The organism is Pseudomonas sp. PA-5-4B (genome assembly GCF_021606215.1).
In the GTDB taxonomy this organism is placed as follows: Bacteria; Pseudomonadota; Gammaproteobacteria; order Pseudomonadales; family Pseudomonadaceae; genus Aquipseudomonas; species Aquipseudomonas edaphica.
In genome coordinates, this window is record NZ_WKDB01000011.1 from 22,976 (window position 1) to 45,397 (window position 22,422).

Genomic DNA, 22,422 nt, shown 5'->3' on the forward strand with positions numbered 1-22,422 from the left:
TTAACCAGCGGACCTCTCGCCATGCGTGCAGCTCAAAGTTTATTTATCGGGATAACCGCCCTGATGCTCGTCAATGCAGTGGACGGGCTTAAGGAAGTTTACTTCGGTATGTTGGTACAAGCGCTCGACACGGTTGTCGTGACATTCGTGTTGTTTGCCATCGCTTGGCCGGTGTTTTTTATCAGTTACCTGTTGAACCCCGGTTCAACCCGCGGGATGCAAAGCCTGACCACCCACAAAGCGTCCGTGAGACGTTGCGTGGTGATGTTGAATTTCAGTTCGGCTGCGCTGTGGATCTCTTTTCTGTGTGCCTTGAAATGGGTCGAACCGGCAATTGTCAGTGCGCTGGTGGGCGGTGTCGGGATGGTGTCGGTATTGATACTGAACAAGCTGATGCGCCCGTCGGCAGTCATGATCGGTGCCGATTATTTGGCCGCTGGTCTTATCGTTTTCGCCAGTCTCTATTTGTGCTGGGCCTCATTTGCTGACCGCACCGCGGTCCAGGATGAACCAGAACGGTATCAGGTATTACTGGGTTATCTGATGATGCTGGTGTGCGGTGTTGCCATGGCATTGACCACGATTCTTTCAAAAATGGTCGCCGACCATGGTGTATCCAGTCGTTATCTCTACGCACATCGGTTTTATCTGTTGCTGGCGATTTCGGGCACCTACGCAGCGTTGAATACCGGCGCGCTGTCTGCGGTGGTCGAGCATCTAGTGACGTTAACCCTGCTGGCATTGGGAGGCGTGATATTACCGCTGCTTTTACTCCAGGAAGGCATAAAGCGCTGCGAACCTGTGACCATTGAAGCCATCCTGGCGATGGCACCGCTATTTACGATCATTTTTCAAGCTGCTGATTCGAGGCTGACGTTTTCAATGTTCAGTTTCATCGGCGTCATCCTCATTTGCATGGCGGCCACCTATAACGGTTATGCCCATTTAAGTCGGCTGCCGACTGAAGGAGTTAACGTATGAAATATGCGGTGATTGTTGATGCTTATTCCACCGGTGCGCGCCTTGCTGACGAACTTAAGCTCCGTGGCTTTGCTTGTATTCACGTGCAGACATCCGCTGAAATTCTCGATTACGACGTCGATAGCTTTCAGCCCGATGATTTTCAGCACCTGTTTGTCGCGACCCAGGATCTCAAGGCGTTGACCGACGCTCTGGCTGTTTTTGAGCCGGCCTTTATCATTCCGGGGTGTGAGTCTGGCGTTGAATTGGCGGACCAGCTCAGCGAGTTGATGGGCACGCCGGGAAATGGCACGGCATTGTCCCCTTGCCGCCGCGATAAATGGCATATGGCGCAGCGCCTGCATCACCTGGGGATTCCGGCCGCACGCGTCGCGCTGATCCATCACGCACACGATATACCCCAGGCCATCGATTTGATTGGCGACTGGCCGGTGGTCATCAAACCCGTGAACAGCGCGGGTGCCGACGGCATCTACTTTTGCTTTGATCAAGAGCAAGTCCGTCACGCCATCGACAAAGAGTTGGGCCGGCTCAACGAAATGGGGTTTATCAATGATCGCATGTTGGCAATGGAGCATCTGGCTGGGCAGCAGTACCTGATTCAAGCGGTTTCACGAGACGGCGAGCACTTGGTGTTTGAAATCTGGCGAGACAATCGCAAGCGTGTACTGGGCGCTGGCGTGGTCAATGACCGCGAAGTGCTGATTGATCTGCAATCACAAGAGGCCGCGCCGATCATCGCTTATGTGCAACGTTGCCTGGATGCCTTTGGAGTGCACATTGGGCCTTCGTTTCTTGAAGTGATGGTGACAGCGGACGGCCCCAAGTTGATCGAGTGGGCGGCCAGGATGATGGGCACCCAGGAACTCAGCGCAATGACGCGTGTAAGTGGGGTGAATGCGGTCAATCTGTGCGTGGCCTGTTACGCCGACCCAACGGCGTTTGATGCCATGCTCGATAAAGTCAATCGTTCGAATGCGACCTGTGAAGTCATCGGCATGATCAATAGCGTGTCAGGCACCGTTGTGCATCGGCATTGGCTCGATGAGCTGAGCGCCAGGCCGAGTTTTTTCAAGATGATCAGAGCTCCGCAGATAGGCGACAGTGTTGCGCCCACCATCGGCATTTCGACCAATTACGGGTTTATCTACCTTATTCACGAAGACCCGGCGGTCACCTATGCAGACTACCTGTGGATCCGTGAGAAAGAGGCTCAAGCCACCGGCTTTTTTGACGTGAAACTCAGTAGCGCAGTTGTCGCGCACCTGTGCTGAGCGCTTTGTCGCACCTGGCCCGAACCTTCCAATTGGCGGAGCATCGCTCATGAAACTTTATGTCGATCATCAATGTACTTCACCGTTCGCGATGTCGGCCTTCGTGGCCCTTCGTGAGTGTCAGGTGGCGTTTGACATGCACTATCTGAACTTGTCCCGTGGCGATCACCACCAGCAACCCTTCAGTGAGGTTTCGCTGACGCAGCGTGTACCGACGTGGGTGGAGGACGGATTTTCGCTGACCGAATCGTCCGCGATTGCCGAGTACGTGAATGAGTGTTCGGTGAACAAACCGTTGTATCCCATTGATGCGCGGGCGCGAGCCCAGGCCCGGCAGATTCAGGCTTGGTTGAGGAGCGATTTTTTCAACTTGCGCGGCGAGCGGCCCACCGAAACCATCTTTATTGAACCTGCCCATGAGCCGCTCGGGCCACTGGCTGCGAGCGACGCGCGACGGCTGGTTGAGGGCTTGTCGCACAGCTTGCGCGACGGCCGGATGTTTTTACTGGGCGAGTGGTGTATTGCCGATGTTGACGCTGCAGGCATGTTGAATCGGCTTATTTATAGTGATGATCCAGTTCCTGATGTACTCAAAGATTACGCACTTCGGGCATGGGATCGTGCGTCTGTTCGTGAGTGGCTGGAGATTGACCGTAGCAGGGCGCGGGCAGGCTGAATCAAGGTGTGAGCCCGCACCGGCAGAAATAAGAAACCTAGGGATGGCACATGGAATTATTCAACACACTGGGTAAGACGCTAATGCCCTTCGTCCCGGTTGCAGGGAAAAACGTGGGGTTTTATGCGTGTGGGCCGACGGTTTATCACTACGCCCACATCGGCAATATGCGTACCTACATATTTGAGGATGTGCTCGCCAAAACGTTACGCGAGCAGGGTTTCAGTGTGCGGCACGTGATGAACATCACGGATGTCGGCCACCTGCAATCGGACGCTGATTTTGGTGATGACAAATTGATGCTGGGGGCGGCGCGTGAACAGAAAACCCCTTGGGAGGTTGCTCGGTTTTACGAGGAGGCATTCTTCAGGCACAGCGCGTCGTTGAATGTAAAACGGCCGGATATCGTATGCCGAGCGACGGAGCATATCCCTGAAATAATCGCCATGGTCGAGCAACTGTTGGAAAAAGGCGTGGCTTATATCAGTGCCGGAAATGTCTACTTCAGCCTGGAAAAATTTCCCACCTATCACGAACTGGGCCAGCTGAAACTTCAAGACCAGCAAGCTACCGACCGGGTTGCTCATGACCCGCTGAAGCGCTCACAGTCGGATTTCGCGTTATGGTTTTCGACGTCGAAATTTCCCGATCAGATCATGAAGTGGGAATCGCCCTGGGGGCTTGGGTTTCCGGGCTGGCATATTGAATGTTCGGCTATGGCAAGCCGCTATCTCGGCGATCGAATCGACATCCATTGCGGGGGTATTGACCATATCAATGTGCACCACTCCAACGAGGTGGCCCAGTCGGAATGCTGTTTTGGCCACCGCTGGGTCAATTATTGGTTTCACTGTGAGTTTCTCAATGTCGATGCAGAGAAAATGTCCAAGTCCAAGGGCGAGTTCCTCACAGTCGACACACTGATCGATAAAGGCTACGACCCGCTCGCGTTCAGATTGCTGGTACTGGGATCCCATTACCGCAGCGCGTTGACGTTCTCGTGGGATGCCCTGGACGCAGCGTCGACCGCCTTACGCAAGGCTCGGCTGCGTATCGCGCAGATCCAGGGCGACAATGTCCAGCCGCAGGCTTCGTTCTCGCCAGAGTATGTTGCAGCTAAAACGCGTTTTTTCGGCGCGCTGGATAAGGATCTGCATACGCCAGGGGCGGTTGCCGAGCTGTGGTGGGTGCTCAAGGCTGATGTGTTGGATGACGCCGAACGCCTCGATTTACTGCGTAGTTTTGACGGCATACTCAGCGTGGGCTTGTTTGACGAGGTACAGGTTGAATTAACCCAGGAGCAGGCAAGTTTGATTGAGGCGCGACGTGTCGCACGCCTGATGAAGAACTGGTCAGAGTCTGATCGGATCAGGGACTTGCTGTTGGCGCAGGGTATCGGTGTCAGCGATCTGAAAGCTTGAGGCATCTGTGCATTGAACAAGGAGCGGCATTGTGGATGTAGCGCTAATCAGGCAGCAGTTTCCGGTCTTTTCCGTGCCCTCTCTGGAGGGTGCGGTATTTTTTGACGGCGCTGCAGGCACGCAGATGTGCAGCAGGGCACTGGAGGCGAGTGTCAGGGCGTCCATTGAAAACAACGCGAATCTGGGGGGGCATTTCTCGACCTCCATCATTGCCGAGCAGGATCTCGACCGCGCGCGATCGGCTGCAGCGGCACTGCTTAATGCATCGTGTGCGCAGGAAATTGTCTTCGGCCAGAACATGACCGCCCTGACGTTTCATATGTCGCGTTGCATCGGGCGAAGCCTGCGCAAGGGCGACGAGATCGTCCTGACCCGTTCAGACCACGAAGCCAATATCTCCCCTTGGCTTGAATTGGCAAAAGACCTGGAATTAACCGTGCGCTGGCTACCTTTCGATTTCGAAACCTATGGTTTTGATCTATCCCAGGCAGCCTCGTTGATCACTGAGCGCACCCGGGTCGTAGCCTTGAGCTATGCGAACAATGTCACGGGCACGATTAACGATGTAGCAGCAGTTGCAGCGTTGGCCAGAAACATGGGCGCGATCGTCTACGTGGATGCGGTTCAGTACGCCCCGCATGGCGTGATCGACGTCCAGGCCTTGGGGTGTGACTTGCTGGCCTGTTCTTCGCACAAGCTCTATGGACCTCATCAGGGGGTTCTGTGGGGCCGTCTTGCTCTGCTTGAGCAGCTCATTGCCTACAAACCTCGACCTACGCTCGATAAGCCTCCCTACAAGTTCGAAACCGGAACTAAAAGCAGGGAGGCCATCGCGGGTGTGGGAGGAGCGATCGAGCATTTAGCGTGGATAGGGCGCACCCTGGGTGGCAGCCCTGTGAATGGGAGCCAACGCAATCAGATCGTGAGTGGCATGCACGCGGTGATTGCCCATGAACAACGCTTGGTGCAAGAGGTGTTGGCGGGGCTCGAAGCACTGGACGAAGTGAAGATTTATGGCCTATGCAAGCCCCATGATCTGCAATGTCGAGTTCCAACCCTGTCTTTTACACTCAAGTCGACGCCCAGTGCGGTGGTCTCCCAGCATATGGCCCGGCAGGGCATTCGCCTCTGGCATGGCAATAACTTCAGCCCTGAAACCCTCCATGCACTCGGCCTTGACCAGAATGATGGTGTGGTCCGAATCAGCTTTGCTCAGTACACGTCTTCGGAGGATGTTCAGCGCTTCCTCTTGGCCATGCAGCATTTTCGCTGAGAGGCGTTGAGCCGCTGATGGCCGCCAGGATTATGAGGCAATCGCGGGTGAGCCCTGGCGCGAAGCGCTCAGGAACCGCAACAACGCCACCAGCGGGAACGCACTGCCCACCAGCATCACGCCCAGCCAGCCGCCGTGTTCATACACGCTGCTGGCAATCGCCGAGCCGAAGGCGCCGCCGATGAAGATGCTGGTCATGTACAGCGCGTTCAGGCGGCTGCGGCTGTTGGCGTCGAGGGCGTAGATGGCGCGTTGGCCGAGGACCATGTTCATCTGCACGCAGAAGTCCAGGACCACGCCGGTCACCGCCAGGCCGATCACGCTGTACAACGGGTGCACAAAGGCTGGCAGAAAACTCAACGCGGCAAACAGCATGGCCAGCAGTGAAGCGCGGTGCGTGTGCCCGGCATCGGCCAGGCGCCCGGCGATAGGCGCGGCGATGGCGCCCAGGGCGCCGACCAGGGCAAACAGGGCGATTTCGCTTTGGCTCAGGCCGTGGTTACGCGCCAGCTCCAACGGTGCAGCGGTCCAGAACAGGCTGAAAGTGGCGAACATGCAGCCTTGGTAGAAGGCGCGCTGACGCAGTAGCGGTTGCTTGCGCAGCAAGGTGCCCAGCGAGCCCAACAGTTGGCCGTAACTGGCGCTGTGGTCGGGTTGGCGCTTGGGGATAGTCAGCATCAGCACGGCACTGATAAACACCATCACCGCGGCCGCCGCCATGAACATCGCACGCCAGCCAAAGTGGTCAGCCACCAGGCTGGACACCGGCCGCGCCAGCAGGATGCCCAGCAACAGGCCGCCCATGATGCTGCCGACTACACGGCCTCGGGACTCGGCGGGCGCCAGATGCGCGGCCAGCGGGATAAGAATCTGCACCGAGACGGAACTGAAGCCGATCAGCAACGACACAAGCAGGAACACATTCGGCTGCTCGGCAAACGCCGCACCCAGTAGGCTGGCGATGGCCACCAGGTTGGTGATGATCATCAGCTTGCGGTTTTCCAGCAGGTCGCCCAGCGGCACCAGAAAGAACAGGCCCAGGGCATAGCCGATTTGCGTGAGTGAGACGATCAGGCTCGCCAGTGCCGGGGTCAGGCCGATGTCCGGCGCGATCAACTCGATGATCGGCTGGGCGTAGTAGATGTTGGCAACAATGGCGCCGCAACAGAACGCAAACAGCATCACCATGCCTCGGGTCATGGTGCTTGAAGCGTGTGAGGTAGCGGTCATGGTGTTCTCATTCAAGCGAAGGAAGGTAGCGGGCGAGAGTAAAGACAACGTCTGCGCCGGTGTAGAGCGCGCGCATTGATATCACTCATGCCGCAAATTAATGACTGAATCGTTAACTTTTGGGGCGAGCGCCAATGATACATTCAGGCATAACTGTCGAAACAGGAAATCCACTGCGATGAAAATCACGCTGAACAAGATGCTCCTGGCCTCCACCCTGGCTGCGGCCATGGCCATCGGGCTGGCCAACGCCGCCGAAGCCCCACGGGTCGGCGTACGCGGCGCCATTACTGCGATGGACGGTGACGCGATGCACGTCAAGGTCAACAGTGGCGAAGAGGTGGTGGTGCATCTGACGCCGGCCACCCAGGTACGCGCCGTTACCCTGGCCAAGATCGATGAGATCAAGCCCGGCAGCTACATTGGCTCGGCCGCCATGCCGAACGCCGATGGCACCCTGACTGCGCTGGAAGTCCACGTATTCCCACCGGCCATGGCCGGCACGGGTGACGGGCACCGCGCGTTTGATTTGAAAGAAGGCAGCAGCATGACCAACGGCACGGTTGGCGACCTGGTGGTCAGCAACGGGCGCACCCTGACCGTGAAGTACAAAGGCGGCGAGCAGAAGATTGTGGTGCCGGATGATGTGCCAATCGTGAACCTGGAGCCGGGCGATCGCAGCTTGCTCAAGGCGGGCGTGAAGGTGGTGTTGTTTGCGGCGCAGGGTGCGGATGGGACCATTACGGCCCAGGCGATCTCGGCCGGCAAGGATGGCGTGACACCGCCGATGTAACGGACCCAACACAAAACAAATGTGGGAGCTGGCTTGTGTGGGAGCAGGCAAGCCAGCTCCCACATTTTTTACCGCGTACCTTCAGTTATTGACCCGAATAGATCTGGTCAAAAACCCCACCATCATTGAAGTGGGTCTTCTGCACGGTACGCCAGTCACCAAAGGTCTTCTCCACCGACAGGAAGTCGACTTTCGGGAAGCGGTCGGTGTACTTGGCCAGCACTTTCGGGTCACGTGGGCGCAGGTAGTTGTTGGCGGCGATTTCCTGGCCTTCCGGCGACCACAGGTACTTCAGGTAATCCTCGGCAGCTACACGGGTGCCTTTCTTGTCGACCACTTTGTCGACCACCGACACCGGCGGCTCGGCTTCGGCGGAGACGCTTGGGTAGATCACTTCGAACTGATCACGGCCGAATTCACGGGCGATCATTTCGGCTTCGTTCTCAAAGGTCACCAGCACATCGCCGATCTGGTTGGTCATGAAGGTGGTGGTAGCGGCACGGCCGCCAGTGTCCAGCACCGGTGCATGTTTGAACAATTCGCCGACGAACTTCTTCGCCTTGTCTTCATCACCACCGTTTTTCAGCACATAACCCCAGGCCGACAGGTAGGTATAGCGGCCATTACCCGAGGTCTTCGGGTTGGGCACGATTACTTGCACGCCATCTTTGAGCAGGTCGGGCCAGTCTTTCAGGGCTTTGGGGTTGCCCTTGCGCACGATAAACACGGTGGCGGAGGTGAACGGCGCGCTGTTGTTCGGCAGGCGGGTCACCCAGTTGTCCGGCACCAGTTTGCCGTTGTCCGCCAGGGCATTGATGTCGGTGGCCATGTTCATGGTGATCACATCGGCCGGCAGGCCGTCGATCACCGAGCGCGCTTGTTTGCTGGAACCGCCGAAGGACATCTGCAACGTCAGCTTGTCGTCCGGATGTTCGGCTTCCCAGTGCTTCTGGAAGGCGGCGTTGTAGTCCTTGTAGAAGTCGCGCATCACGTCGTAGGAGACGTTAAGCAGTGTGACCGGTGCGGCTTGCACGGCACCGGCCAGGGCCAGGCCCGCGGCCAGAAGAGAGGCGCTGAGGATTTTTTTCACTGCTCATTCCTTGTTGTTCGAGAGAAGAGTGGGGGCAATTTGCCAGCGACTATAGCCGGGCCTGCATAGGCGTTTAAAGATTAAAACGTACTGTGCTTATTCCACTTTATGAAACAGGTTGCTGCCGCAGCGCGAGCAAAACGCTGCGTTGGGTTCGTGGCTGTTTTTCTTGCACACCGGGCAATCGTGTTCCAGCTGTTCCCCGCGCATGGCGCTGGCCAGTTCAGCGGTAAAAATCCCGGTGGGCACGGCGATGATCGAGTAGCCGGTGATCATCACCAGCGATGAGATCACCTGGCCCAGCGGCGTCTTCGGCACGATATCGCCAAAGCCTACGGTGGTGAGGGTCACGATTGCCCAGTAAATGCCCTTGGGAATGCTGGTAAACCCGTGCTCCGGGCCTTCAATCACATACATCAGGGTGCCGAATACCGTCACCAGGGTGCACACGCTGACCAGGAACACCACGATCTTCTGCTTGCTGCCGCGCAGCGCCGCCATCAAGTAGTTGGCTTGCTTGAGGTACGGGCTGAGCTTGAGCACGCGGAAAATCCGCAGCATCCGAATGATGCGGATAATCAGCAGGTATTGGGCATCGCTGTAATACAGCGCGAGGATGCCGGGCACGATGGCCAGCAAGTCCACCAAGCCATAAAAGCTGAAGGCGTAGCGCAAGGGTTTGGGCGAGCAGTACAGCCGCAAGCCGTACTCGATGGCGAAGATCAGCGTGAAGCCCCATTCGATATAGGCCAACACATCGGCGTAGTTCTGGTGGATTTCGTCGATGCTGTCGAGCATCACGATCACAATGCTGGCAAGAATGATCAGTAGCAGGATGCCGTCAAAGCGCCGCCCGGCTGCGGTGTCGCTCTGGAATACCATGACATAGAGGCGCTGGCGCCAGTCGCTGTTGCTGTTCATAAAACCCGCCTGAATCGAATATCGAGCAAGCCTAGGGGGATTCGAACGGGCTGTCCACGCGGGCTTTGAACATCCGCTGCGTGGCGCGCACCAGCCAGCAGGCGAGGATAAACGGCGCAGTCAACGCGGGCAGGTGCAGGGTGGCAAAACCGGGTGTGAGGATAATCGCCAGCAGGATGCCCAGCAGTGGCAGCCACGGCTGGCGTCGTGACTGGCTCAAGGCCAGTGCCGCCAGCGCCGGGTTGTAGCTGTGCAGGCCGAGGAGGGCGCTGGCGGGCTCGTCGAGCAGTAGAGCGACCAGCACGCCAGCAGTAGCGCCGATCAAGGCCCACAGGGCGGCGCGACGGTTGGCCAACAACAAGCCGACGGCAATCAAGACTCCCGCCAGTGGTTGGTCCAGCAGCATGACTTGCGCAAGGCCAATAAAGGGCGCGCTGACAATCGCAAAGAAGTTGGGCTCGACCAAGGCAAACGTAGGCTGAGGCGCGCTGCCGATCAACAGCCAACCCAGGCCGACAAAGGGCGCGGTGTACGCGGACAAGTCATCCGGGTGATGGGTATGTTTCAACCATAGCCGCGAGAGCATCGCACTCAGGCCGCCGCACGCCAGGATCAACGGCGGCAACAACGCAGACCAGGCGAAGTGCTGGCTGATCAACATACCCAGCAGCACGCCGTTGTAGCTATACAGGCCGGCCTGGCGCTCTGCCTTGGGATAACCCCGGCGCTGGGCCGTGAGCAAACCGGCGAGGCCGCCCAGCAACGCCCCGCCGAGCAAGGCCGGGGCGCCGATCAGGATGGCCAACAGGCACAGCAGGCCGCACAACGGCTGGCGCTGCAGGAATATCTGGCTGAAGCCGTTGAGCAGGGCTTCGGCCCAGTCGGGGCAGGTTGGGTTGTGCATGGTGGTTAGTCAGTGAGACCGAGTTGCCCTTATCGCAGGCAAGCCAGCTCCCACAGTTGGCTGTGTTCACACATAAAGAGGTGTGAACCCAATCAACTGTGGGAGCTGGCTTGCCCGCGATGAGGCCCTTACAGACGCTAAATCAACGTCTCGATACGCAACGAATTGGTCGACCCCGGCTGCCCGAACGGCACTCCCGCGGTAATCACCAGGGTGTCCCCGCGCTGCGCCATGCCCTGCGCCTGGGCAATCTCCAGCGCCGTCGAGCACACCTCGTCCACCTGGCGCAGCCGGTCATTGACCACCGAATGCACGCCCCAGGCCACACTCAAACGCCGCGCCGTGGACAGGTTCGGCGTGAGGTTGAGGATCGGCGCCACCGGCCGTTCCCGCGCCGCGCGCAGGCTGGAACTGCCGGACTCGCTGTAGTTCACCAGCACCGCCACTGGCAGGATGCTGCTGATGCGCCGGATCGCGCAGCTGATGGCGTCCGACACCGTGGCATCCGCCTTGGGCCGGCTCACATCCAGTTGCGTCTGGTAATCCGGGCCGTTTTCCACTTGGCGGATGATCTTGCTCATCATCTGCACGGCTTCCAGTGGGTATTCGCCCGAGGCGGTTTCGGCCGAGAGCATCACCGCGTCCGCGCCTTCGGCCACGGCGTTGGCCACGTCGGTCACTTCGGCGCGGGTCGGTGCCGGTGAGAAGCGCATGGATTCGAGCATCTGCGTGGCCACCACCACCGGTTTACCCAATTGGCGGCAAGTGCTGATGATGTCTTTCTGGATCTGCGGCACGCTCTCGGCGGGCACTTCCACGCCCAGGTCGCCTCTTGCAACCATGATCGCGTCGCTCAGTTCGGCGATCTCCTGCAAGCGCAGCACGGCTGAGGGTTTTTCGATCTTGGCCATCAGGAAGGCTTTGTCGCCGATCAGTTCGCGGGCTTCGCGGATATCTTCCGGACGTTGCACAAACGACAGCGCCACCCAATCCACGCCCAGCTCCAGGCCGAAGCTCAGGTCGCGGCGGTCCTTGGCGGTCAGCGGGCTGAGTTCCAGCAGCGCTTGCGGCACATTCACGCCTTTACGGTCGGACAGCTCGCCGCCATTGAGCACGGTGGTGTCGATGGCGTCGGCATGTTTGGTGATCACGCGCAGGCGCAATTTGCCGTCGTCCAGCAGCAGGTCCATGCCCGGCTCCAGCGCCGCGATAATCTCGGGATGGGGCAGGTTGACCCGGCGCTGATCGCCCGGGGTCGGGTCCAGGTCCAGGCGCAGCGCCTGGCCGCGCACCAGTTGCACTTTGCCCTCGGCAAAGCGCCCGACCCGCAGCTTCGGCCCTTGCAGGTCCATGAGGATGCCCAGCGGGTAGTTGAGCTGGCGCTCCACCTGGCGAATCCACTGGTAGCGCTGGGCGTGGTCGGCATGCTCGCCGTGGCTGAAGTTCAGCCGGAAGATATTCACCCCGGCTTCCACCAGCTCGCGGATGTCATCGATGCCGTCAGTGGCCGGGCCGAGGGTGGCGAGGATTTTGACTTTCTTGTCAGGCGTCATGTTTGGCAGTCTCAAGAATCAGGATGGCGCGCAAGTCATTGACATTGGTGCGGGTCGGCTCGGTGACGATCAAACCGTCGAGTGCGGCGAAGTAGCCATAGCCATTGTTGTTGTCCAGCTCGTCGCTGGCCGACAGGCCCAGGGCTTCGGCGCGGCGGTAGCTGCACGGGGTCATGATTGCGCCGGCGTTGTCTTCGGAGCCGTCGATGCCGTCGGTGTCACCGGCCAGTGCGTACACGCCGGGCAGGCCTTTGAGGCTGTCGGTCAGGCTCAGCAGGAATTCGGCATTACGCCCGCCACGGCCATTGCCGCGCACGGTGACGGTGGTTTCACCGCCCGAGAGAATCACGCACGGCGCCGCCAAGGGCTGGCCATGCTGCACGATCTGCCGGGCGATACCGGCGTGTACCTTGGCCACGTCGCGTGCTTCACCTTCGAGGTCACCGAGGATCAACGGGCTGAACCCGGCCTGGCGAACTTTCACCGCTACCGCTTCCAGCGATTGCTGCGGGCGGGCGATCAATTGGAAGTGGCTGCGGGCGAGCACCGGGTCGCCGGGTTTGACGGTTTCCGAGGCTGGGTTCTGCAACCAGCTGCGCACCGACGCCGACGCCTCAATGCCGTAGCGCTTGAGAATCGCCAGGGCTTGCTGCGAGGTGCTCGGGTCGCCGACGGTGGGGCCGGAGGCGATCACTGTGGCCTGGTCGCCCGGCACATCCGAGATGGCGTAGGTGTACACCGTCGCCGGCCATGCGGCCTTGGCCAACCGGCCGCCCTTGATGGCCGAGAGGTGCTTGCGCACGCAATTCATCTCGCCAATGGTCGCGCCGGATTTGAGCAAGGCTTTGTTAATGGTTTGTTTGTCGGCCAGGGTGATGCCTTCGGCGGGCAGGGCCAGCAAGGCCGAACCACCGCCGGAGAGCAGGAAGATCACGCGGTCGTCTTCGGTGAGGTTGCTGATCAGTTCCAGCACACGCTTGGCGACGGCCAGGCCGGCCGCATCGGGCACCGGGTGTGCGGCCTCGACCACTTCGATTTTCTTGCACGGTGCGCCGTGGCCGTAACGGGTGACCACCAGGCCCGAGACTTCGCCCTGCCAGCAGTTCTCGACCACCAGCGCCATGGCGGCCGCGGCTTTGCCGGCGCCGATCACGATTACACGGCCGCTGCGGTCGGCGGGCAGATAAGGTTCAAGGACTTGTCGGGGGTGGGCGGCGTCGATGGCTGTGGCAAACAGCTCGCGAAGCAGGTGTTGCGGATCGACCGACATAAGCGGGCTCCCGGGGGATTCTTGTTATTAGAATTAAGACTTGAAACGGGATCAAAATGTGGGAGCTGGCTTGCCTGCGATAGCGGTGTACCAGGCAATGAATGTCTAACTGAAAGACCGCTATCGCAGGCAAGCCAGCTCCCACATTGGCCTGCATTTCAAATCGAATTACTTATCGCGAATCGAAAAATTCGCCATATGCTCCAACCCTTTGATCAGCGCCGAGTGGTCCCAATTACCGCCACCAATCGCCGTGCACGTGCTGAACACCTGCTGCGTGCCAGCCGTGTTCGGCAGGTTGATCCCCAGCTCCTTGGCCCCGGCCAGCGCCAGGTTGAGGTCTTTCTGGTGCAGGTTGATGCGGAAGCCCGGATCAAAGGTGCCCTTGATCATGCGCTCGCCATGCACTTCCAGGATCTTCGACGAAGCAAACCCGCCCATCAGCGCTTCGCGCACCTTGGCCGGGTCGGCGCCGTTCTTCGATGCGAACAGCAGTGCTTCGGCCACTGCCTGGATGTTCAGCGCGACGATGATCTGATTCGCCACCTTGGCGGTCTGGCCATCGCCATTGCCGCCGACCAGGGTGATGTTCTTGCCCATGGCCTGGAACAGCGGCAGGGCGCGTTCGAACGTCTGCGGCTCGCCACCGATCATGATGCTCAAGGTGCCGGCCTTGGCGCCGACTTCACCGCCGGACACAGGCGCGTCGAGGTATTGCGCGCCGGTTGCATTGATCTTGGCGGCAAAGGCCTTGGTGGCGGTGGGGGAGATCGAACTCATGTCGATCACTACTTTGTTGGGTGACAGGCCGGCGGCAACACCGTCGGCGCGGAACAGCACATCGTCCACCTGTGGGGTGTCGGGCACCATCACGATGATGAACTCGGCTTCCTGGGCGACTTGCTGCGGGTTGGCCAAGGCCACGGCGCCGGCCGCGATCAGGGCTTCGGGCGCCTTGCCGTGATGCTCGGACAGGAACAGTTGGTGACCAGCCTTTTGCAGGTTGGCGGCCATGGGTTGGCCCATGATGCCGGTGCCGATAAATCCGATTTTAGCCATGATCAACATCCTCTTTTTATTCTAGGTGCAGGGCGGACACGGTCCACCAAACACTGAAGATCCAAATGTGGGAGCTGGCTTGCCTGCGATGGCATCACCCGGTTTTGCCTGATACACCGCAGTGTCCGCATCGCAGGCAAGCCAGCTCCCACATTCTGTTGTGTTGTTGTGTTGTGTCAGTCAGATGGCGTTATGGGTTTTGAGCCAACCCAGTCCCGCCTCGGTGGTGGTCAGCGGCTTGTACTCGCAACCGACCCAACCGGCATAACCAATCCGATCCAGATGCTCGAACAGGAAGCGATAGTTGATCTCCCCGGTCCCCGGCTCGTTACGCCCAGGGTTGTCGGCCAACTGGATGTGGTTGATCTCACCCAGGTGCGCGGCCATGGTTCGGGCCAGGTCGCCTTCCATGATTTGCATGTGGTAGATGTCGTATTGCAGGAACAGGTTGGCGCTGCCCACCTGCTCGCGAATCGACAGGGCCTGCGCCGTGTTGTTCAGGTAGAAACCCGGGATGTCGCGGGTGTTGATCATCTCCATCACCAGCTTGATGCCCGCCGCTTGCAGCTTGTCGGCAGCGTACTTGAGGTTGGCGACAAAGGTCTTTTCTACGGTTTCGTCATCCACACCGGCGGGGCGAATCCCGGCCAGGCAGTTGATCTGGGTATTGCCCAGCACCTGGGCGTAGGCGATGGCCAGCTTGACCCCGGCACGGAACTCCTCGACCCGATCCGGGTGGCATGCCAGGCCGCGCTCGCCCTTGGCCCAGTCACCGGCCGGCAGGTTGAACAGCACTTGGGTCAGGCCGTTGGCATCCAACTGCGCCTTGATCTCGGCGGAGCTGAACTCGTACGGGAACAGGTATTCCACACCCTGGAAGCCGGCGTCGGCGGCCGCTTTGAAACGGGCGAGAAAGTCCTGCTCGGTAAACAGCATGGACAGGTTGGCGGCAAAACGCGGCATAGGGTTCTCCTTAATCGAGCAGGGAAATGGCAGTCGGCGCGTCGTTGCCGACCAGGGCCAGATCTTCGAATTCGTTGACGGCGTTGATCTCGGTGCCCATGGAAATATTGGTCACGCGTTCCAGAATAATCTCAACAATCACCGGAACCTTGAATTCTTCGATCATTTCCTGCGCCTTGCGCAACGCCGGCTGGATCTGGCCCGGCTCGAATACGCGCAGCGCCTTGCAACCCAAGCCTTCGGCGACAGCGACGTGGTCAACGCCATACCCGTTGAGTTCCGGGGCGTTGAGGTTGTCGAAGGACAGCTGCACGCAGTAGTCCATTTCAAACCCGCGCTGGGCCTGGCGAATCAGGCCCAGGTAGGAGTTGTTCACCACTACGTGGATGTACGGCAGCTTGAACTGCGCGCCCACCGCCAGCTCTTCGATCATGAACTGGAAGTCATAGTCGCCCGACAACGCCACCACCTTGCGGCTCGGGTCGGCCTTGACCACGCCGAGTGCCGCCGGAATGGTCCAGCCCAAGGGGCCGGCCTGGCCGCAGTTGATCCAGTGACGTGGCTTGTATACGTGCAGGAATTGCGCGCCGGCAATCTGCGACAGGCCGATGGTGCTGACGTAACAGGTGTCTTTGCCGAACACCTGGTTCATCTCTTCGTACACGCGTTGCGGCTTGACCGGCACGTTGTCGAAGTGGGTCTTGCGGTGCAGGGTGGCCTTGCGCTGCTGGCAGTCATGCAGCCAGGCGCTGCGATCCTTGAGCTTGCCGGCGGCTTTCCACTCGCGGGCCACTTCAATGAACATCGTCAGCGCAGAACCGGCGTCAGACACTATGCCCAGGTCCGGCGTGAACACGCGGCCAATCTGCGTCGGTTCGATGTCGACGTGAATGAACTTGCGGCCTTCGGTGTATACCTCCACCGAACCAGTGTGGCGGTTGGCCCAGCGGTTGCCGATGCCCAGCACCACGTCCGACTTGAGCATCGTTGCGTTGCCATAACGGTGCGAGGTTTGCAGGCCGACCATGCCCACCATCAGCGGGTGATCGTCCGGGATCGTGCCCCAGCCCATCAGGGTCGGGATCACCGGGATGCCGGTGAGTTCAGCAAATTCAACCAGCAACTCGCTGGCGTCGGCATTGATCACGCCGCCACCGCTGACCAGCAAGGGGCGTTCGGCCGCATCCAGCAGCGCCAGGGCTTTTTCCACCTGGATGCGCGTAGCCAAGGGCTTGGCCAGCGGCAGTGGCTGGTAGGCGTCGATATCGAATTCGATCTCGGCCATCTGCACGTCGAACGGCAGGTCGATCAGCACCGGGCCAGGGCGGCCGGAGCGCATTTCATAGAAGGCTTTCTGGAACGCGTAGGGCACTTGGCCGGGCTCCAGAACAGTGGTCGCCCACTTGGTCACCGGCTTGACGATGCTGGTGATATCCACGGCCTGGAAGTCTTCCTTGTGCATCCGTGCACGTGGGGCCTGGCCGGTGATGCACAGAATCGGGATCGAGTCGGCCGAGGCGCTGTACAGGCCGGTGACCATGTCGGTGCCCGCCGGGCCGGAAGTACCGATGCACACGCCGATATTGCCGGCCTTGGTGCGGGTGTAGCCCTCGGCCATGTGCGAGGCGCCTTCAACGTGGCGAGCAAGGACGTGATCGATGCCACCGACCTTCTGCAAGGCCGAATACAGCGGGTTGATCGCGGCGCCCGGGATACCGAAGGCGGTGTCCACGCCTTCACGGCGCATTACCAGGACGGCGGCTTCGATTGCTCTCATTTTGCTCATGGTTTTGGTGCCTCTTGCGTTTTGTAATTGTATACAATTGGTGTCTGGACAAAGTGTATTCACGGCGAGCGGCGAAGGTCAATGCATTTTGCAAAGTGGCCATGGCGTTCGTCGGAAGCACTTTTTTCGACGTGTGGAGCCTTTGTGCGAAAATATTGTATACAAAAATAAATGTCATTGTGTTCTATTTGTTTGATCGAGCATCTGATCAAACAGACCTCCACCGCATTCCCAATAACAAAAGAAGGACGGCACCATGAGCGCTTTAACCTTGAAACTTGCCACCCAACTGGCCAGCCAGGCCCTCACCGCTGGCCGCACGATCTCGGCTGCGCCGCTGACCATCGCGGTGCTCGACAGCGGCGGCCACTTGATCACCCTGCAACGCGAAGACGGCGCCAGCCTGCTGCGCCCACAAATCGCCATCGGCAAGGCCTGGGGCGCGATTGCACTGGGCAAGGGCTCGCGCTTGCTGGCGCTGGACGCACAGCAGCGCCCGGCGTTTATCGCCGCGTTGAACAGCCTGGGGCAGGGCAGCGTGGTGCCGGCACCGGGTGGTGTGTTGATACGGAATCAGGATGGGGTAGTGCTGGGGGCGATCGGGATCAGCGGGGATACCTCGGATATTGATGAGCAATGCGCGATTACGGCGATCGAGGGGGTGGGGTTGTTGGCGGATGCGGGGGTTTCTGCTTGATTCTGTGGTGACTGTAAGGGCCTCTTCGCGAGCAAGCCCGCTCCCACACTTGGCTGCATTCCAAAGGTGGAACTCGGTCAAGTGTGGGAGCGGGCTTGCTCGCGAAGGCGGCGACCCGGTCTTGGCTTTAAACCCAAATCGCATCCCACAACGGATAGTCGCCAATCCGCTCTACCAACCCTGCTCGCAGTGGATTGGCCACCACATACCTGGCCATTTTTACCAAATCATCCTCCCTGCGCAGTGCCCGATCATGAAAACCGGTTTGCCAAAGCCGGCCCTTGCGCCCGGTTGCACCATTCACCGATCGCGTACTTTTGGATTTCACCTGACACATCAAATCCCCCAACGAGCCTTTTTGCAGTTCGATCAGCCAGTGGAAATGGTCTGGCATCACCACCCAGGCCAATGAATTAGCCAGGCCTTGGTATTGGGCCAGTCTGAACTGCCAGACCACCAGGCGGCCGAGGTGAAAGTCGCCGAATAGTGGGACTCGCTCCTGGGTGTTGGTGGTGATCAGGTAGACGCGGTTCGGTTCGCTGAACCGCCCGATGCGCAGGCGGTGTGAAGTCGCTAGATCAGGCATTCCATGGCCTCTCTTCAGATGGGTTCTGAGAGGCTAGATCTCGGTGGCTGATGCTGATCGGCAGGCTTTTGGCAGGATGTGTCTGGATGGGCGCTTTCGCGAGCAAGCCCGCTCCCACATGGGGTCTGCGGTGTTAATACAATTTATGTCTCGCGCGGATCAAAATGTGGGAGCGGGCTTGCTCGCGAATAGCACCGGCACCTCGGCCCATCAGCCCAACTCACACCCCTTCAACACCAACCGAATAATCGTTTGCGCCGCTGCCTCATAATCCGCTTCATCCAGCTTGGCTTTGCCGGTCACCGCCGATATCTGCCAGTCAAAATCGGCATACGTCTGCGTCGCCGCCCAGATGCTGAACATCAGGTGGTTGGGGTCTATGGCGGCGATCAGGCCGCGATCTACCCAGCTTTGGATGCAGTTGATGTTGTGCTTGGCCTGGGCGTTGAGCTGCTCGATCTGCTCGGGGCTCAGGTGCGGGGCGCCGTGCATGATTTCGCTGGCAAACACCTTGGATGCAAACGGCAAATCGCGGGAGATGCGGATTTTCGAGCGGATGTAGTTGCTCAGCACCACCGACGGCTCGCCCTCGGGGTTGAACGGTGTGGAGGCGGCCAGGATCGGCTCGATAATGCTTTCGAGCACCTCTCGGTAGAGGTTGTCCTTGGACCTGAAGTAGTAATAGACGTTGGGCTTGGGCAGCCCGGCCTTGGCGGCGATGTCGCTGGTTTTGGTCGCGGCGAAGCCCTTGTCGGCAAACTCCTCGCTGGCCGCCCGCAGGATCTTTTCTTTATTGCGCTCGCGAATGGTGCTCATAAACCAGGAGTTTCCTTGCCAGATCGGCGGTTGTGCATGGTAGCACCGGCTATCCGCGAGCCTCAAGAATGCGCCCGTAAAGCTTTGCGCCGCGCTATGCTCGGCGTTTCTCATTCTTATGGAAGCCCGATTGATGGCAGGAAGCAGCTTGTTGGTATTGATCGACGATATCGCCGCCGTACTCGATGACGTTGCGCTGATGACCAAAATGGCCGCCAAGAAGACCGCCGGCGTGCTGGGCGATGACTTGGCACTCAACGCCCAGCAGGTTTCCGGCGTGCGCGCCGAGCGGGAAATCCCTGTGGTGTGGGCGGTGGCCAAGGGGTCGTTTGTCAACAAACTGATCCTGGTGCCGGCGGCATTGCTGATCAGCGCTTTTGCGCCGTGGGCGGTCACGCCGCTGTTGATGCTCGGCGGCGCCTATTTGTGTTTTGAAGGCTTTGAGAAGCTTGCGCACACCTTCTTGCATAAACGCACCGAAGAACAGGCTCACCTGGTTGAAGCCGTGGCTGATCCGGCGACTGACTTGGTGGCATTTGAGAAGGACAAGATCAAAGGTGCAATTCGCACCGATTTCATCCTCTCGGCGGAAATCATCGCCATCACCCTGGGTACCGTTGCGGATGCGCCTTTGATGCAGCAAGTGATAGTGCTGTCGGGCATCGCCATTGTCATGACCATTGGCGTGTACGGGCTGGTGGCCGGTATCGTCAAGCTCGATGACCTGGGTCTGTGGCTGACGCAAAAGCCCGGCCAGGCGGCTCGCAGTATCGGTGGGGCGATCTTGCGCGCCGCGCCTTACATGATGAAAAGTCTGTCGGTGATCGGCACAGCGGCGATGTTCATGGTCGGCGGCGGCATACTCACCCATGGCGTGCCGGTGGTGCATCACTGGATCGAGAGCGTCAGTCAGAACGTTGGCGGGGTGGCGTGGTTGATGCCTACGTTGCTCAACGCAGTGGCCGGGATTATTGCCGGGGCGCTGGTGCTGGCCGTGGTTTCACTGGTAGGCAAAGTGTGGCGCGTGCTGAAACGCTAGATTGGCATTCGGCGGGTATATAGATACTATGCTAATCATTAGCTAGCTATCTATGTGTTCGCTGAATGAAGCTTTCCACGTTTCAACTGCCTGACTTCTGGCAAGCCACCCTGGCGCCCTCGCGGGACGATCTGCTGTTTGCGTTGCGCAACATGATCGCCGGCGGGGTCGCGTTGTATCTGGCCTTTTGCTTGGACTTGCAGCAGCCGCAATGGGCGCTGACCACGGTATTTATCGTCGGCCAGTCCACCAGCGGCATGGTCTTGGCCAAGGGTGCCTATCGGTTACTGGGCACGTTTGTGGGCGCGGCGGCTTCGGTGGTGATGATTGCTGTCTTCGGCCAAGCGCCTTTGTTGTTTCTACTGTGCATGGCGTTGTGGTTGGCGTTTTGCACCACAGGCGCGTCGTTGCTGCGCAATCACGCCTCTTATGGGTTTGTGCTGGCGGGCTACACCACGGCGATTATCGCGCTGCCTGCGACTGCGGCGCCGCTTGGGGTTTTCGATGAGGCGGTAGCCCGTTGCCAGGAAATCAGCCTGGGGATTCTCTGCGCGTCTATCGCCAGCACGATTTTATGGCCGCGCCGGGTTGAGCAGACGCTGGCGGTTCAAGGCCGTGCGGCCTGGCAGGCGGGCCTGCGCGCCGCGGCGTCGGAGCTGCTGGGCACCGATCAGCGCAAGGGGTTGCTCGAAGCACTGGGCCGTCTGGTTGCAGTTGATGCCCAGCGTGACCATGCCTGGTTCGAAGGCCCCAAGGGCCGGCGCAGATCCCAGGCGCTGCGGGTGCTGAGCCGGGACTTGCTGGGACTCTTGCGCGCGGCCCGCGGCGTGGCACGGCAGCGACTGATGCTGGAAGATACGACCCGCGTGGCGCCTTGGGTGGACGAGGTGGCCGCGACGCTACAGCAAGAGCGGCCCGATGCGCTGCCTGCACTCTCGCAGCGCCTGAGGTTGGCGCTGGGTGATCCAGGTTTGAGCGCGGAGGCGCACTTTTGCCTGGTGCAATTGGCCGAGGTGCTGCGCTTGATTGACGTGGGCACAGTGACCCTGGCGGCCGTCGAAGCCGGCAGGGTGCCGTCCGGTGCGCCAGGCGCCCTGTCCTGGCATCGGGATATCGAGCAAGGCATGCTCGGTGGGCTGCGCAGTGCCTTGGCGTTTCTGGCCGTTGCGGCATTCTGGATTTTTACCGACTGGCCCTCGGGCCTGGGCGCAGTGTCGATCAGCGGCGTGGTCTTGAGCCTGTTTGCCGCACGGGAAAACCCTTCTGCGTCGGGCCTCAATTTTCTCAAGGGCATTGCGCTGTCGATCCCGATAGCCGGCTTTGTGCGCTTTGCCTTGTTGCCCGGGTTTGATGCTTTCGCGCTGTTATGCGTGGCGTTGGGCGTGCCGTTGTTTTTCGCCTCGCTGTGCATGAGCCGGGCAAAACTTGTGGCCACCGCTTCGGCGTTTTGTATCTTCTTCGTCAACAACGTCGGGCCGAGTAACCTGATGAGCTACGACATTGCCGCCTTCCTCAACAAGGCCATCGCGACCTTGGTGGGCGTCGGGATTGCGGTGCTGGTGTTTCGCCTGATTCAGCTCAACCCTGGCGAGCGACACTACCGGCGTATGTTCAAGGCTTCGTTGTTCGATTTGGCGCAGTTGACTTCGCGCCCTCTGGAGCAGGCCGAGAGCTGGTTTGGCGGGCGCATGGCCGATCGCTTGATTCGCCTGTCACGCTACAGCCAAACCTTGCCCGCCGAGCGTCGTACCCATTGGGACAATGGCCTGCTCGGGTTGGACCTGGGTGATGAGTTGCTGGAGTTGCGTGCAAGCCTTGCGGGCAGCCAGGGCGCCTTGGCTGGCGAGCGTGATGATTATCTACGGCAGTTGGCGGTGATACTCAGGCACGCGGGGCCAGGCTTGGCAACGGCGGGGATGCTGGATGGGCCAAGTGCTGCACTGCTTCAAGCACTTGAGCGGCCGTCGGGGTTGACGGAGCAGGATCGGGAGATGGCCAGGGCGGCGGTGCTGCAGTTGCGGTTTACCTGGCAGAAATGGTTTCAACGGGGCGTTGAGCAGTAGGAGCTGGCGAACCAGCTCCTGCAGGGA

General features: G+C 59.7%; 20 protein-coding genes. 9 read left to right on the forward strand and 11 right to left on the reverse strand.

Going from position 1 to position 22,422, the window contains the following annotated elements:
- Positions 1–21 precede the first annotated feature (21 nt).
- From GIW28_RS07760 to GIW28_RS07780, 5 genes are read left to right on the forward strand one after another with little or no spacing between them, the layout of a single operon-like run.
- The gene (locus GIW28_RS07760; protein WP_080593748.1) at positions 22–981 is read left to right on the forward strand and encodes an EamA family transporter; all 960 of its coding nucleotides are present in this window, start codon (positions 22–24) and stop codon (positions 979–981) included.
- On the forward strand, positions 978–2,255 hold the full coding sequence (locus GIW28_RS07765) for an ATP-grasp domain-containing protein (protein WP_017136228.1): 1,278 nt from the start codon (positions 978–980) through the stop codon (positions 2,253–2,255). Before GIW28_RS07760 ends, GIW28_RS07765 begins: the two co-directional genes overlap by 4 nt.
- A gap of 49 nt (positions 2,256–2,304) precedes the next feature.
- A complete protein-coding gene (yfcF, locus tag GIW28_RS07770) occupies positions 2,305–2,931 on the forward strand; it encodes a glutathione transferase (RefSeq protein WP_017136229.1) in 627 nt (208 codons plus the stop codon).
- Positions 2,932–2,981: 50 nt separating this feature from the next.
- Positions 2,982–4,352, forward strand: coding sequence for a cysteine--tRNA ligase (cysS, locus tag GIW28_RS07775; RefSeq protein ID WP_017136230.1), 1,371 nt, complete (start codon positions 2,982–2,984; stop codon positions 4,350–4,352).
- 31 nt (positions 4,353–4,383) lie between these two features.
- Positions 4,384–5,625: a cysteine desulfurase-like protein gene (locus GIW28_RS07780; RefSeq protein ID WP_017136231.1), complete on the forward strand. Its 1,242-nt coding sequence runs from the start codon at positions 4,384–4,386 to the stop codon at positions 5,623–5,625.
- A gap of 30 nt (positions 5,626–5,655) precedes the next feature.
- On the opposite strand, the gene GIW28_RS07785 is transcribed toward GIW28_RS07780, so the two are convergent.
- Complete coding sequence (locus GIW28_RS07785; RefSeq protein ID WP_236446633.1) at positions 5,656–6,855, reverse strand: MFS transporter; 1,200 nt, start codon at positions 6,853–6,855, stop codon at positions 5,656–5,658.
- Between the two features lie 178 nt (positions 6,856–7,033).
- Here GIW28_RS07785 and GIW28_RS07790 point away from each other — a divergent pair, with 178 nt between their 5' ends.
- Positions 7,034–7,648: a DUF5666 domain-containing protein gene (locus tag GIW28_RS07790; RefSeq protein WP_017136233.1), complete on the forward strand. Its 615-nt coding sequence runs from the start codon at positions 7,034–7,036 to the stop codon at positions 7,646–7,648.
- A gap of 85 nt (positions 7,649–7,733) precedes the next feature.
- Here the strand turns inward: GIW28_RS07790 and GIW28_RS07795 are convergent, their stop codons facing one another.
- The 8 genes from GIW28_RS07795 to gcl all read right to left on the reverse strand — a co-directional run bounded on the left by GIW28_RS07795 (position 7,734) and on the right by gcl (position 17,194).
- Entirely contained in the window at positions 7,734–8,738 is a 1,005-nt protein-coding gene (locus GIW28_RS07795) for a sulfate ABC transporter substrate-binding protein (protein ID WP_170039947.1), read from the reverse strand.
- Positions 8,739–8,834: 96 nt separating this feature from the next.
- Entirely contained in the window at positions 8,835–9,659 is an 825-nt protein-coding gene (locus GIW28_RS07800) for an ion transporter (RefSeq protein ID WP_017136235.1), read from the reverse strand.
- A 31-nt stretch (positions 9,660–9,690) separates the two neighbouring features.
- A complete protein-coding gene (locus tag GIW28_RS07805) occupies positions 9,691–10,563 on the reverse strand; it encodes an urea transporter (protein ID WP_138453073.1) in 873 nt (290 codons plus the stop codon).
- 137 nt (positions 10,564–10,700) lie between these two features.
- Positions 10,701–12,116: a pyruvate kinase gene (gene pyk, locus GIW28_RS07810; RefSeq protein ID WP_236446631.1), complete on the reverse strand. Its 1,416-nt coding sequence runs from the start codon at positions 12,114–12,116 to the stop codon at positions 10,701–10,703.
- The gene (locus tag GIW28_RS07815) at positions 12,106–13,386 is read right to left on the reverse strand and encodes a glycerate kinase type-2 family protein (RefSeq protein WP_099549033.1); all 1,281 of its coding nucleotides are present in this window, start codon (positions 13,384–13,386) and stop codon (positions 12,106–12,108) included. Before GIW28_RS07815 ends, pyk begins: the two co-directional genes overlap by 11 nt.
- A gap of 168 nt (positions 13,387–13,554) precedes the next feature.
- Complete coding sequence (locus tag GIW28_RS07820) at positions 13,555–14,445, reverse strand: 2-hydroxy-3-oxopropionate reductase (RefSeq protein WP_026013623.1); 891 nt, start codon at positions 14,443–14,445, stop codon at positions 13,555–13,557.
- 180 nt (positions 14,446–14,625) lie between these two features.
- A complete protein-coding gene (gene hyi, locus GIW28_RS07825; protein ID WP_056857114.1) occupies positions 14,626–15,408 on the reverse strand; it encodes a hydroxypyruvate isomerase in 783 nt (260 codons plus the stop codon).
- 10 nt (positions 15,409–15,418) lie between these two features.
- Positions 15,419–17,194 (reverse strand): glyoxylate carboligase, encoded by a 1,776-nt coding sequence (gene gcl / locus GIW28_RS07830; protein ID WP_017136240.1) that lies wholly within the window; start codon positions 17,192–17,194, stop codon positions 15,419–15,421.
- A 256-nt stretch (positions 17,195–17,450) separates the two neighbouring features.
- Here gcl and GIW28_RS07835 point away from each other — a divergent pair, with 256 nt between their 5' ends.
- Positions 17,451–17,891 (forward strand): GlcG/HbpS family heme-binding protein, encoded by a 441-nt coding sequence (locus GIW28_RS07835; protein ID WP_017136241.1) that lies wholly within the window; start codon positions 17,451–17,453, stop codon positions 17,889–17,891.
- A gap of 127 nt (positions 17,892–18,018) precedes the next feature.
- Here the strand turns inward: GIW28_RS07835 and GIW28_RS07840 are convergent, their stop codons facing one another.
- Both GIW28_RS07840 and GIW28_RS07845 read right to left on the reverse strand, forming a co-directional pair.
- Positions 18,019–18,477 (reverse strand): REP-associated tyrosine transposase, encoded by a 459-nt coding sequence (locus tag GIW28_RS07840; protein ID WP_099549031.1) that lies wholly within the window; start codon positions 18,475–18,477, stop codon positions 18,019–18,021.
- Between the two features lie 210 nt (positions 18,478–18,687).
- Positions 18,688–19,293: a TetR/AcrR family transcriptional regulator gene (locus GIW28_RS07845; protein ID WP_017136243.1), complete on the reverse strand. Its 606-nt coding sequence runs from the start codon at positions 19,291–19,293 to the stop codon at positions 18,688–18,690.
- Positions 19,294–19,426: 133 nt separating this feature from the next.
- Between GIW28_RS07845 and GIW28_RS07850 the strand changes: the two genes are divergently transcribed.
- On the forward strand, positions 19,427–20,332 hold the full coding sequence (locus GIW28_RS07850) for a DUF808 domain-containing protein (RefSeq protein ID WP_236448093.1): 906 nt from the start codon (positions 19,427–19,429) through the stop codon (positions 20,330–20,332).
- Positions 20,333–20,397: 65 nt separating this feature from the next.
- On the forward strand, positions 20,398–22,395 hold the full coding sequence (locus tag GIW28_RS07855) for an FUSC family protein (RefSeq protein ID WP_236448092.1): 1,998 nt from the start codon (positions 20,398–20,400) through the stop codon (positions 22,393–22,395).
- Positions 22,396–22,422 lie beyond the last annotated feature (27 nt).